Source organism: Gracilibacillus kekensis, assembly GCF_900143085.1.
GTDB classification, from domain to species: domain Bacteria; phylum Bacillota; class Bacilli; order Bacillales; family Amphibacillaceae; genus Gracilibacillus; species Gracilibacillus kekensis.
In genome coordinates, this window is the sequence record NZ_FRCZ01000005.1 from 1 (window position 1) to 14,999 (window position 14,999).

The 14,999-nt window shown below is 37.1% G+C and carries 5 protein-coding genes; all 5 read right to left on the bottom strand.

What is annotated here, in order from left to right; genetic code table 11:
* Positions 1–328 precede the first annotated feature (328 nt).
* Complete coding sequence (locus BUC25_RS12385) at positions 329–5,500, bottom strand: family 43 glycosylhydrolase (protein WP_073202193.1); 5,172 nt, start codon at positions 5,498–5,500, stop codon at positions 329–331.
* Positions 5,501–5,913: 413 nt separating this feature from the next.
* Positions 5,914–12,711, bottom strand: coding sequence for an immunoglobulin-like domain-containing protein (locus BUC25_RS19580; protein ID WP_084543461.1), 6,798 nt, complete (start codon positions 12,709–12,711; stop codon positions 5,914–5,916).
* 340 nt (positions 12,712–13,051) lie between these two features.
* On the bottom strand, positions 13,052–13,381 hold the full coding sequence (locus tag BUC25_RS12405) for a hypothetical protein (protein WP_073202194.1): 330 nt from the start codon (positions 13,379–13,381) through the stop codon (positions 13,052–13,054).
* A gap of 12 nt (positions 13,382–13,393) precedes the next feature.
* A complete protein-coding gene (locus BUC25_RS12410) occupies positions 13,394–13,909 on the bottom strand; it encodes an acyl-CoA thioesterase (protein WP_073202195.1) in 516 nt (171 codons plus the stop codon).
* A 184-nt stretch (positions 13,910–14,093) separates the two neighbouring features.
* Positions 14,094–14,987: a LysR family transcriptional regulator gene (locus BUC25_RS12415; RefSeq protein WP_073202196.1), complete on the bottom strand. Its 894-nt coding sequence runs from the start codon at positions 14,985–14,987 to the stop codon at positions 14,094–14,096.
* Positions 14,988–14,999: the final 12 nt, after the last annotated feature.

Sequence of the window (14,999 nt, forward strand, 5' to 3'; positions counted from 1 at the left end):
AACTATTGTGACAGTTAACATTTTGAGCCTGTTACTCCAATAAACGAATTTTTCACATGAAAGTAATATCATAATGCAACCTCATGCTAGCGTTGTATAATATCAAATTAGCGCAGGCGTCCACTTCGACTCCTGAGGGATTAGCATGATCTGAAGATCCACTTTGACAAGTGTTTTTCTTTTCAAAGTTAGCTGAAGAGCATGCCCCTCGGAAAGCGAAGTGGGCAAGCCGTAGCGGTTGATACGCTCATAATAACTGTCAAAATTACCACGTCAGTTATTGCGCAGTATCTTCCAATTATACATAAAATTTTAGTCTTTTATTCAATTATCTCTTCAGCCTTCTACTTACCAATAAAGCGATTCCTAATGCCAAGAGGATTAGACTTATCAAGAAGTAGTTATAAATAGATGTCGCTGTATTCGGTAGTTCATCACCTGCCTGTTTTTCACCTTCTTTTCCATTTGTGTGTTGATTTCCACTAGGTATTTCATTATTGTCATCTGTGTCATCCTTATGGTTTGAGTTATTGTTATCATCATCTGAATCTTGATCATTATCATCATTTGAGCCATTACTACCATTTCCATCATTTCCGTTATTATCTGGATCTGTTGTATCATCTTCTTCTATTTTAGAAAAAACACCATAACTGGAGAAGTGTGAAACAGCAAGCTGGATTGTTTGGTTTTCTGAATCAACCTCGCCACCACGCTGCTCCCATACATTTGATTCTTCATTATAATAGTAAATTCCAATCTTATCTGGATTTGCATCTGCTTGATATCCCAAACTAAGAATAAAATCACTTGCTGGTTCATCGGCACCTTCCGGATACTCTACCGTAATGTTAAATGCCTCTCCTGCTATTTTTAAACCTTCATAATTGGTTCCTTCTATATCCATGGGTTCAACGATGATCGTTGTTCCTTTAGGCAAGTCTGACGGCGTTGTAATCTGAGCATTTGATCCTGAAATGATATAAGTTGTAGCTGCTGTAACCTCTTGTTTTTCATGAAAGTCTAGCTCTAAGTCCTCTTCAGGTGTTTCGTCATCCTCATCTGGTTCAGTACCTTCTTTATCAATATACACGGGTTCTGTTATCCCCTCTAATGTAGGTACAACTTCTTTTATTGTACCGTCTTGATTGAATTCCATTTTATCGATCATTACTTCTCGATTAAATCCGTTGCCATCTGGAATGGAAAACCTATGATAGACAATATAATAATCATCCGTATCAGGTATATTCAGCACAGAATGATGGCCTGTTGCCTTAATTCCTTGAGCTAAATCTTTACTTAAAATCACATCTTGTTTCGTCCATGGTCCCATTGGTGTTTCCCCTATTGCATAGGCTACTTGATAATTCTCATCTCTTGTATCATTCTCTGACCACATTAAATAGTACTTACCATCACGTTTAAATACTACAACACCTTCCCTGAAATTATCAGGCGTCATGTTCACTGGTTCTTCTGCAAGTGAAATCATATCTTCATTCAATGCCGCACCCCAAAGCGAGCCATTCCCCCAATAAAAATACGATTTCCCGTCATCATCGGTAAAAACATAAGGGTCGATCGCTTGACCCGAATATTCGTCTCTTGGAATAAGGGGTTCTCCAAGCGCATCTTCAAACCCTTCTTTAGGTGAGGACGAACTAGCGACACCTATTTGCTGATTTGCAGAGAAATAATGATAGAATTTTCCGTCTTTTTCTGCAAAACCTGGGGCCCATGCATTTCCTGTTGCCCACTCTACATCATCTGTCGCAAGATCAAGAATAACTCCATGATCTTCCCAATTGATGAGGTCTTTCGAAGAAAATGCTTTAAATTGTGTACCAGACCACCCTTCAAACCCATCTGTTGTTGGATACAAATAGAAAGTATCATCATGTACAAATATTTGTGGATCAGCATACAATCCAGGCAGCGTAGCAGATGGATAGATTTCAACCGATACTGTCCATTCTTGTTTATTACCATCTTTATCGGTAACCGTATACGTAATCGGGTTCGTAAAGTCTTGTGCTTGGTCAGTAGCTGGACTTATCTCAGCATCTGATGCTATTACAATTTCTGGTGTTACATTACTCAAATCAATCTCCTTACCTTTAAAAGGTACGGTTATCTGGTGATTCACTGCATCGATCTCTGTTACACCTTGCTGACCTGGTAATTGAAAAGCAGCAATACCTGTAGATGAAAGTGATTTATCAAGAATTTCATCAGTACTTAATGCACGATTATAAACCTCTACATTATCAAAAGCACCTCTAAAATACGGATCATCAGGATAAAATGACTTACCTAAATAAGCGAATAAATCATTACCCAAGTCGGACATCGAGACCGTAATATTATTGTTTTCTGCCAATAATATACCATCTTTATACATCTTCATACTAGTCGGTGTAATGACTAAATCAACTGTCATCCAATTATCTTTTACAGAAGCTGTATTCGCTTTTACTTCTTGCTCATTTGACCAACTATTGGAAGTGATCGCATTACGTATTTCCGTATCTCTTGTTCTTAAAAACATGTAACGTTGATTGTCTTTTCCTATCGCAAATGTGAAGAAATTACCTGTTACTGTTTCTGGTTTAATATCCATTGAAATTGTAACCGTATCTCTACCGTCGAAAAATCCTGTAGGAAATTCTGCAAAAGTGTTGTCTGTTCCATCTAAATATAAAACTTGGGAATCTTTTTCTTGATCATGTTGATATGTTGCATTTCCATGTAGTGTTCCATTTCGTTCATTACCTGAATTGTCTTGAATAACGTCTTCAGTCATTGACTCCTCAAAAGAATACGATAAAACAGGTGCTTGCTGTTCATCTTCATCAGGTATTTCCGATTCTTGATTCCATTTTTCTTGAATTGCTTGATATTCTTCCATTGTAATAGGTAAAACCGAACCATGTCGTTTACGGTTAGACCCTAACGAATAGTCAGCAGAATCCACCCTTGTAAAATCTCCACTAGATAAATCTGTTGTTAAAAGTGGCAGATATCCTTGCCCTGTTGCATATTGATCGACCATTAAATTCCATTTATCCTCATCATTCATTTTAAAAATTAAAGGTCCTTCCACATCATCGTTCGTTAATCCTAATGGTTCCAGGTTGCCTACTGCCGACCAATCTCCTAAAATTTGTTGACTTTCTTCGATCGTAATTTGACCATCAGCAGAATATCGATAATACATGTCATGATCTTTAATAATTGTAGTATCGATAATATGTTGGTCACCAGGCCGATCAATATAGACTTCTGGTTCAGTAAAAGAATAAAAATCTCTCGTTTTTGCATAATAAATATCTGCTTCACTGTATTCACCATTTTCATTCCGCGTTGTAGAAGCCCAAAATACAATATATTCTCCTGTTGCTTCATCATATACTGCTTCAGGTGCCCAGGCATTACCGGCATTTGATGGTGCAACTTCTACGATACGTTCTTCTGACCAATTCACTAGATCTGATGATTCCCAAATAATTAACGATTTACTACCATTTGTCGAGGCTTGCCCCCATCCTTTTCCACTAGCAATTCGTAGATCTGTAGCATTTAAATAAAATCTATCACCCTCTGGTGAACGAATAATATATGGATCCCTTACTCCTTTTTCTCCAATGTCTGAAGTTAACACGGGATCACCATCATTAAGATCTTCCCAATTGAAACCATCCTCACTATTAGCGAAATAGATCTGTTCACCAATATCATGTTCACCAGTGAAGTGTGTCATCAGATAGGCTTGATAATCATCTATTTCTGTTGCTGCTTTAACTGTTACCTCTAGCTCTTTAGTCTCGACAATTTCACCATAAGAAATAGTAGCCGTCAAGGTAACGAAAGTATCTGTTGATTGACGTGTTACGACACCTGGCGGGATATTATCATACCCCTCGTTGATCTCTTCTGTAACACTAATTACATCTGAATTGTCTGTTTCCCATGTAATAGAAGCGCCTTCTGTACTAGAACTAGGGAGCGTAATATTACCTCTAATATCTGAGGCATTCGGAATAACCAGCTCGTTTTTTGCTTTGTCAACAATTTCTTGATCCGTTAATCCTGCCATTTCTTTAATTTCCTCTGCTGTTAAGGTATAGTTATACACTTTAAAATCCGCTAATTTCCCTGTGAAGGCTGGAGCTGGGGTATATAGTGATTTACCAATATAACCAATAAAATCTGTTTCGGCATCCACACCATTTGCAAGTATATCCATGACAGAGAAAGTATGTGGAAGATTACCTACTTCCTCTCCATTGATATAGATGGTAATCAATTCGTCTTCAAAGGTAGCGGTCACCGTTTGATATTCTCCAGATTCGATGGATGCTTCCTGAAACAACTCTTCAGATTCCGCATCTTTTATTCCAAATCGTACCGTGTCATTTCCCTGCTTCGGATTGAAAAAAACATAATTATTAACATTTGGCCATTCCGCTTCCATTGTTCCTAGCGTATATAACCAATGATTGGCCGCTGTACTTGTGCTAAAAGTCGTTTCAACCGTAAATGTCTCATCAGTAACTAATCCTTTTGGCAATTTGACATACTCCGATTTATCACCCGTGAAGTTTAGAATCGCGTTATCATTTTCTTCTGTGAAATCTGACTGATCGAAACCTACAATAGGCGCATCATTTCCATTATTTGTTACATCTAATAAATTGCCTTCCTCTTGCGACATATCATAATGTGCAATTAATTGATCTGTAGATGATAAATAAATATGTTTTACTTCATCTGCTGTTAATGTATCATTATACACTTTAAAATCAGCTAATTTTCCTGTGAATGCGGGATCAGGAGTATATAATGATTTCCCAATGTAACCAATAATATCTGAACCAGATTCCACACCATTTTCTAGAATCTCTTGCACCGAATAGGTGTGCGGCAATTCTCCTGCTAGCTCTCCGTTAATATAGATGGTAATCAACTCATCTTCAAAGGTGGCCGTCACGGTTTGATATTCTCCAGACGTAATGGATCCATCTTGGAATAATAATTCATCCTCCGCATCCTTAATCCCAAAACGTATCGAATCATTCCCTTGTTTTGGATTTAGAAAAATATAATTGTTAACATTAGGCCATTCTGCTTCAATCGTTCCTATCGTATATAACCAATGGTTTGCTGCAGTGCTCGTACTAAAAGTTGTTTCAATTGTAAAAGTTTCGTCAATTATTAAACCTTGTGGAAGTTCTATATATTTGTCTTTATCTCCGGTGAAATCAAGTATTGAACGATTGTCTTCCTCTTTAAAATCTTCACTTTCAAACCCAACAATAGTTGCATCATTTCCATTATTCGTCTTATCGATCAGTTGATTTTCTAAATTTGTCATATCATAATGCGCAATTAGTTCAGTTGCTGAATGATTATTTGCTTTCACAGTTGCCGGTACAGGAAAAAGTGACAGAAATATAAGAAAAATCATAAAAAGAGCAAGATATTTTTTACCCAACATTATTTACCTCCCATAAAAATTTGTTTCATTGCGATTAGTAGTAAAAAAGTTCCTCCTTATCCACGTTTATTTGTAAACGCTTTCTTTTCTGGTTGTATACTCTTAATTATGATTAGCAATCTACTAAATTGAAATGTAATATTTTTAAAATTTTGTACGTTTTTTTACGATAGAATTGCATAAGAATAGTACATTATCACTTTTTTTCAAAAAAATTAACTGCACGGGAAATGTAGTGATCTAAACGGGATAACTGGTCAGCTTCACGGGATATGTTTCCTTCTTGACTGGATAAGCCTTGATATCCCGTTAAGAAAAGGATGTTTCCCGTGAAGCATCAGAGTTATCCCGTCTAGCAAAGGTATTATCCCGTGAAGCTTTTACAGTAGAGTTTTCTACTGTAAAATTAACTATTATTTACTGCTTTTTCTAACTCTCATAAACAATGCTGCACCAATGATTAAGAAAATGAAACTGATTAACAGATAGTTTGCTATATTTGTCGCGGTATCTGGTAATTGTTTATCAGATGCTTTTTGATCTCCTTGATTATTATTGTCGTTTGCTGGTGTCTTAGTCTCATTGTCTGTATCATCTTCATTTGATCCGTTTTCGTCATCCGTTGTACTTCCTTCTTCATCATTTGGTTGTTCCTCTTCGTTTGGTGATTCAGGTTCACCATTTGTCGGAGGTTGATTCGGGTCTGACGGTTTCTCTTCATTAGGATCCTCTTCTTCTACCTCAGCAAAAACGCCATAAGTTGAAAAGTGTGGCACCTCAAGACGAATCCCTTGATTTGTTTCATCGACCTCTCCACCGCGGTGCTCCCACTCATTTGTTTCTTCATTGTAATAATAGATGGCTAATTTATCAGCATCCGCGCCTGTTTCGTATCCTAACACTAAGATAAAGTTCTTCGCTGGTTCTTCTGCTCCTTCTGGGTAATCAAATATGAAGGTAAAAGCTGCACCAGCAGAAGTTATATCTTGTGCACTGGTGTCGTCTACCTCTTTCGTTTCAACCAATAATGTAGTACCTTCTGGTAAATCAGCAGGCATCTTTATTTGGGCACTTGTTCCACTAATGATATAGTTAATCCCAGCTTTTACTTCTTGGCTTTTCCCAAGTTCAAATTCCTGATCTTCTTCTGGAGTCTCATTATCAGACTCATCGATTACCGTTACTTCAACAGTTGCTGTGAATCCACCATCTGCAGTAGTCACTGATACTACAGCTTTCCCTTCACCTACTGCTTTAACCAATCCATCTTGTGAAACTGTAACAACCTCTTCCTTATTACTGCTAAACCAAACATCTTGATTTTCAGCATCTTCAGGTTCGATCGTTGCATTGATCGTTGTTTCTTCATCGATTTTTAACTCAACTGTATCCTGATCAACAGTAATACCCGCAACAGGGACGTCGATGCTATCTTCTATTTCTGTTGGAACATTCGCAAGTAATGCATCATATTCTTCTTGCGTAACTGCTAACACTGTTCCATGACGTGGGCTGCTTGGTAAATCATAGTCTTCGGATAATGTCCATTCACCAGAATCTAAATCAGTTGTTTCAAAAGGTACATATCCTCGGCCACCGAATTCATCGATAAACAAATACCATTTCTCTTCTGTATTTGATTTAAAGATCGCTGGTCCTTCTCCTTGACTAATCGTTCCTTTTCCAATACCTTCTGTTATCATTTCGAACTCAGGGTCCAACACGGAGTCTCCAACCTCTTGGAAAATAAATTTCCCATTTGGAGCACTATCTTCGTTAAAACCTCGCTCATCTTTAGTGAATCTGTAGATTTTCCCATCATGTTCCACCATTGTTGTATCAATGATCGAGTAACCATAATCCAGATAAACCTCAGGCTCACTAAACGTGTGGAAATCTCTTGTTGTAGTGTACATCATACGTTGATAGCTGTCTCCTGAATTTCTGTCTTCTTCACTGTCATACAATTTCGAAGCCCAAAAGATCACATATTCACCGATTGTTTTATCGTAAAAAATTTCTGGAGCCCATGTATTACCCGCTTCTGTTGGTGCGACTTCAACTAACCTTTGTTCCGACCAATTTACTAAATCGGTTGACTCCCAAACCATGATCGATTTACTTCCCGATGTTTGAGCGCGTCCCCAATCACCATTTCCATGAATTTTTAAGTCAGTGGCAATCATATAAAATTTATCGCCTTCAGGAGAGCGAATAATAAACGGGTCTCTTAGGCCTTGTTCTCCCAATTTGGAGGTGATTGCCGGCTCCCCATCGTTAAGTTGCTGCCAATGAAGTGGATCATTTCCTTCACTAAGTGCAAAGTAAATTTGCTCACCATTTGCTGTACCTTCACCTGTAAAATAGCTAAATAGGTAGCCCTTATAATCTTTTTCTTCTGGCATTTCTTTTACTTTTGCTACAAATTTTTTCGTCATTTCTTGGTCATTTAGTGATACGGTTGCAGTTAGTGTAATATCTATGTCCCCTTCTCCATAGTTAGGACGTGTCACCTCACCAGTTGTGGTAACAACATCAGAATCTTCAGAGCTCCAACTGATACTTGTTCCATTTTCACCTTCAGTTGGCAGAGTCAAATGACCACGGACATCATTTATATTCGGAACTTTTAAAGCTTCCAAAGCTTCTCTGATAAGATCGTTATCAGGAGACATACTTTTGACTGTGATCTTAATTTCTTTCGTATCGGAACTTTCCCCTTTTGAAATAGTCGCCGTCAATACTACCTCTTGATCTCCCTCTTCATAAGATGGGAGTTTAACCGCACCATCATTGGAGATTAACTCTGGATTACTCGATTCCCAAGTAACATTTGCTTTTAATCCATCAACATCTACTTGATTTGGAAGCAAGATATCTTCGCTCACATCTTCAGGTAATACTAATTGAGATTTCGCAAGTTCAACAATCTCTTGATCGGTAACACCTGTTATTTCTTCTGAAGATAATGCATAATTATATACTTTAAAATCTCTCAATTTTCCAATAAAAGCAGGATCAGGATTGTACAAAGATTTGCCAATATAGCCAATAAAATCAGCCTCTTCTTCTACTCCTGCTTCCAGTATTTCCTGAACAGAATAATCATGTTCAAGCGAACCTACTGGTAGACCATTGAGATAAAGCGATATACTTCCTTCTGCAAAAGTCGCAGTAAAGGTGTTATATTCCCCTGCATTAATACTGGCATTCTGAAATAATAACTCTGTTTCTGCATTTTTAATTCCAAATCTCACAGTTCCATTCGCTTGATTTGGATTTAAGAAAATATAGTTGTTTACATTTGGCCAATTACCTTCTATTGTTCCAATACTATAAAGCCAATGATTGGCGCCGGTATCAGTATGGAAGGTTGTTTCAATTGTAAAGGTCTCGTCATCAATTAATCCAGTTGGTAATTTCACATATTGAGAGTCGTCACCTGTAAAGTTCAGTGTAGTGAAATCCGCTTCTTCCAAAAAATCTTCTTGCTCAAATCCAACTAAAGGTGCATCAAATCCATTTTCTGTTACATCCGTTAACTTTCCATCTGCATAACTCATGTCATAATGTGCAGTTAACTGATCTACATCCGTATCTCCGTCAGAATTATCTGGGTCATCATCTGAAGAACTACTATCTGTAATGATATCTATACCATCCAATATATAGCTTCCACCTTTTATTACTATTTTTGCCGTATGGTTCGTCTTTTCAAGACCACGAATGCTATAGGATGTTTGTCTATCACCTTTCGAATATACGCGATAATCTTGATCGACTAATTGATCATCAATATATATATCGATTAAAGCATCTGGAGTAGCGCCAAATAAATTAAATCCACTACCTTCAAAATCAAAAATAATTGAATTATCACTTTCTTCTGGTGTGCTATAAATCGTTACACCTCTATAATCCATATACTGTTCTTTTATTTCATTATCACCCAGTGAAACTTTTAATGTATGTCGTTTTTCTTCGAGGTCTCTTATCGAATATCGTACACCGTCCTCTGCAACATCAAAGTTTCCAACACTTTCACCATCCAATTCAAAATGGTACGTGGTTTCATTACCTGTCCCTGCAAGATAATCGATTCCTGTTCCAGTAAAATGGATTAAAATATACGGATTATCATTGAAATTTGCCCACGCATTCGTGCTATTTGCACCCCATACATTACCATTTTCGCGATAGGCATAAACGGTATTTTCTTGGTCATCTATTTCTGAATCATCTGCAATAGCAGTAAAATCATTTGGTGCTATTGTTGTAGTAGCTTCAAATTCCATCGGTTCATCTGTCTCTATCTCTGCTCGAACAAAACTTGTGTAACTCTCTTTCGCTACTACTTTCAGTGTATGTTCCCCTTGTTCCAGATCTTCTGCAGACCATACCATTTGGACAACGGAACTATTATTTAAGTAACTCGCTTCCCCTACTAGTTCACCATCCAAATAAATATCTGCGGTCCCGTTAGACGGATTGGTTTCACCAAAAAGTCTTATTTCATTACCTTCAAAGGTAATTTCAAATGAATCACCATCATTGCTCCAAGCATTACCACTATTGGAACCCCAGTCACCAGAATAGAATACTTTGTTTAAAGCTCCTTGTTCTGTTGTCGTGTCTGTATGTTCAACCGTTACCCCATTCCAAACAGGGAAATCGGTAGTAGTCCTCATCTGTGTCCGATTAAAATGGGCATAACCCGCTTGTAAGAAATCCCAATCTCCTATATACCCAATAGGATTCCAGGGGTCATTGTTGCTTAGTGCCGCCTCTTCTGTATCATATTTTTGACCTTGAGCATTATCGAATTTTAAAGATTGGTATGGGTAACCTTCGATTGGCTCAATCCGTAAATTATCGATAAGTGTTTCATAATAACCTGAGCCTAATGTTACCCGACCAGCCATTACGGTCTTTGCTTCATCCGTATAGGAAGCAATTTCCTCACCATCAACATAAAGGGTAAATATATTTTCTTTTGCTTCAAAGGCTAGGTTATGCCAAACCGTATTATCAAAATTATCTATTTCTCCCTGCTCCACAACATTTCCTAATTTGAGAATTTGATAGCTACCATCTTTGTAAACGCGGGCATTATATGGAGCTTGTGAGTCCGACCATTCTGCTTTTACTTGACGGAGTCCTATTAAGGCATAATTTTCTCGATCCTCGACTTGGTTTGTATTTGTGTCTAATAAGAAATCATAAGATACTTTGTAATTAACCCAACGGAAATCCCCAATATTTGTATTAGGATTAACCCCTGCTTCTGATCCATCTTCCCCACCCCACACAGACCAATCTGCACCAATGATATCTGTGTTGATTTTTTGTTGCAGCATATTTCCATGTTCAGCTGCATTTGGAATGTCTCGCTCTACTCTTTCAAAACTGTCACTTTCTAATGGTTGAGTGGCTTCTGTGACTACTTCAAAAGCACCAATTTGATCGGTTGTATAGCGTGGGGTTCCTCCACGACGTTCTACGTAATCTCTTCCTTTGTCGTCTACAGCATATTCGTCATATTCAAAATCATCTTCATATGGAAGAGACATGATTGTATCTTCCGATAGATTGACAGGATTAGACTGATACTCAAACCCTGCCATTTCTGATTTGCGATCCAATGTAGAAATCGTTACAACGGAATATGGTTTCACTTCCAGCTGATAACTTCCATCCTCTGGAGTAATGGTTTGAATGTTTTTAAACCAATTTTCATCATAATCTTGTCCTTGATCAGATCCACGTGTTTCCCAAACATGTACTTCTGCGTTCTCTTTACCATTTAAATTTTCAGTATTAATGGTATATACTCTGGTATCTGCTGTATTGTTGGTAAACACACTTGTATAATCGTCGGTTTCTGGGTCTTTCAATGTCATATAATTGTGCGTACTTGTATCAACACGGACACCGCCATCTCCTTCGACGCCATCACTATATGTCGCACTATTCACATACATCCAGCGCTCATTTTTCTTCGTCGTGTGATCGTCATAACCAACAAAGTTCATGACATGGCGAACACCTTGTATACCTGCATCAGCTTCGTAAAATCCAGACCACGGATCGAAAGCACTAATAAGATGCTTTGGATTATATTGTGCACCTTGATAAAATGCTGCGACAGAAGGTTGGAAATCGAAGGACACTGCCTGTAATGGGTTCTCTGTTTCACCAGTCCAGGAGTAAATAGAAATGATCCTTGATATAACATCGGCAACTCCGACTTCTCCACCAATCCCCTTATAATGAGGCTGCATGTTTTCACGATAGCGAGCATTGATCATAGGTGAGACCCCTTCTGACACCCAAACTTCTTTAGGTTCTTTGCCCTCATTAATCAATTGGTCTTGCAATTGTGTCAGCTCATTGGAACCATTTAAATCATAATGACCGCTTATAACATCAATTTCATCTCTTAATTCCGCATCATCAAGAAGTACTTGACTGATCGAAGATGTGTCTCGATAACCATCAGCGGCAACTAATTTAATATCTTTATAGTCTTCTTCATAATTAGGCTCTTCTTTAATCTTTGAGGTGAAATATTTGAGCCAATCGACTTCAATTCGATTATTGCCGTTTATTGCTCGTTCATTTTGGGAAATACCGACATAATCCAACTTAAATCCATACTCCTCATAGACAGCATCAATCGTTTGTTTATACCACTGGTAACGATTCTCGTAATCACCATTTTCTGCGCCTTCCCACGACCACCGCGGCTCACCCCAACGTAAAATTTCAGTGGTAATATCCTCGTTTATCGATTTAGCATCAGCGGCAAACTGGAATCCTGCTCCTCGTAGAACATTTGCTGGCTCGTCCGAATATCTCATTGTCGCAGGTTCTGCTCCAGAGGACGAATTAATATCGCCACCTAATTCTACTTTTACGTGAGCTAAGCCGGCGCCTGTTTCTTTATTAAATAACTGATTCATAATTTCCCAGTATTTATCTGGATGTTCTTCCTTGTAATCTAATAATAATCGAGATGTATTGTTCCCGGAAACAGTCCCAAACCCTTTAAAACGATTGTATGGATCGACATCATCACCATCAATCGTAACTGTTTTTGTTATCTCTTCTGCTTGAGATTGTGGAGCACTAAGAAGAGAACCAAGTCCTACAACTAATATAGTTATGACAAAGAGACCAACCATTTTTTCTATGTTCCTTTTTATAACCATCCGTTATCCTTACCTCCTCTAATCATAGTTTGAACATCCTTTATGTATTTCTTGATGAAAGCATAAACACCTCCCTTGAATGAATGCGCTTTCATTATTTCACACTATGTATTATGTTTTTGTAATTTTTTTTACTTTTTTTACGATTATTTTTACAAATCCAGAAGCCAAATAAGCATCCGGAGCGAAGGCTAAACAGTTAAATCCATTTAGAAATAACCGGTGAACATTTCTAATATGACTAAAAATCCAAACGAAGCAATTCGAATCGTTTGGATTTCACTCTACTGTCCCCGGATTATCTGATTACCACTGGTCCAACTAACATATCTAACTCTTTTCATAAAACTATTTTACAAATGTGATCGTAGCTTACTTCTTTATACGTAGCTAATAATTCTTTTACTTGATCAAATGCATGTGCTTTTTTAAGCTCATTTACTTCCCGTTGAAAAATGGATTGAACATAACTATCCTCGACTTTAGGCTGAAATTCGCTAATGCTTTCATCCATTAATAAACATCCTAAATATTGAAAGCCATATTGTAATTGGCGAGTCAATTCTATTATATTTTTAAATTGTTGAAATTGTGCTGGTCGCTCTTTTTGCAATCTTTCAATTGCTTTTTGGACATTCTGTAATTCTTGAACATTAGTAGATACAATCATACAATCTCTCCTTTAATCCCAAGGTTTATCTAATAATATATTAGAGATTAATTCTTTACTTTGTTTTCTCTTTATATCTCTAATTTTAACTCGTTCACTGCTTGTCTCATATAAATATTTTTCTTCTTTAGACTCAGGTATTACTTTTGGTACTTGTGCCGGTTTTTTATCTGGCCCAATTGCTACAAATGTAAAAAAGGCAGTAGCAGCATGCCTTCTGTTGCCTGTTTCTAAATCTTCTGCAATTACTTTACAAAAAATCTCCATTGAACTTTTTCCTGAATACGTAACAAACGATTCGATACAAACAGAATCTGTCTGACGAATAGGTGCAATGAAATGTACGGAATCTGTAGATGCTGTTACACATTCTTTAATACGGGAATGTCTTCTAGCTGACAGTGTCGCACAAGCATCCATCTTCTTCATTAAAACCCCACCAAAGAGTGAATGATAATTATTTAAATCATTTATTAACACTTGATCTGTTTGTACCACTCTAGTGTCTTTCATTTTTTTTGTTTCCATTATATTGTCACCCCTAAAAAAATAACCAATTCTCTACCAATCCTGCCACCTATAAATTATAATCCCTAATTATAAACGATGTACAATACGAATATCGCATGCTTAAGATAAGAAAAATGAATGGAAACGAATTCAGTTAAATCTTTTTTCTTACAAAAAAACTCACCGTTTTATCTCGGTAAGTTTAGGTTGCATTATGTTTAATTAATTTTTCTTTAGTAAAATTGATAAATTGTTTATTTGTTTGAGAAAGATAAGTATCTTTTTTCCAAATGAATGCAAGGCTCCACGTGATTTCCGGATTATGAATCGGGATACTTTTTATATTTTTGGTTAGTTCCTTACTCGTGCTACTCGGCAATAAAGTAACTCCTAAACGTGTAGCAACCATTTCTTCCAAGAAATCAATTTGAGAGGTTTCAGAAACAATCTTAGGTGTAAACCCCGCTTTTTTACATGCATTAATAATAATGTTTCGTGATTCAAAGTCTTGATTGAACATAATAAAAGACTCATTTTTCAGATCCTCTATTTTAATCTCTTGTTTCTTTGCTAATACATGGTCTTCAGCCACTACTAAATTTAACGTATCTTCGACAAAAGTATAATAATCAAAAGATGGGTGCTGGTTTGTTAATACCGATACGCCACAATCTAATTCCCCAATCGTCAACTTTTCTTCGATTATTTTTGAACCATATTCCTCCAATTGGAACGTTACTCCAGGATATAATTCATGAAACTCCGCAATTAATTTAGAAAAAAAGAAAGAATTTACTACGGTTGGCAGACCAATACGAATATGTCCTGTTTTAATAGTTCGGAGTTGATCCATTTCATCATCGAGTATATGTAATTGGCTAACAATAGTTGAAGCATGCTTACGAAGCACCATACCGGCATCTGTCAACTGAATTTTTTTACGAGATCGAATAAATAGAGGAACACCTAACTCATCTTCCAATGCCTTAATGATTCTACTGAGTGCAGGTTGTGTTATATATAAATTTTCGGCTGCTTGTGTAAAGTTTTCCGTGTTTGTTACTTCTAAAAAATACTGGAGATGTTTAAAATCCACACTCGTCCCCCC

Coding starts and splice junctions, on each gene's coding strand:
- BUC25_RS12385 (WP_073202193.1), bottom strand. CDS start 5,500: ATGTTGGGTAAAAAATATCTTGCTCTTTTTATGATTTTTCTTATATTT.
- BUC25_RS19580 (WP_084543461.1), bottom strand. CDS start 12,711: ATGGTTATAAAAAGGAACATAGAAAAAATGGTTGGTCTCTTTGTCATA.
- BUC25_RS12405 (WP_073202194.1), bottom strand. CDS start 13,381: ATGATTGTATCTACTAATGTTCAAGAATTACAGAATGTCCAAAAAGCA.
- BUC25_RS12410 (WP_073202195.1), bottom strand. CDS start 13,909: ATGGAAACAAAAAAAATGAAAGACACTAGAGTGGTACAAACAGATCAA.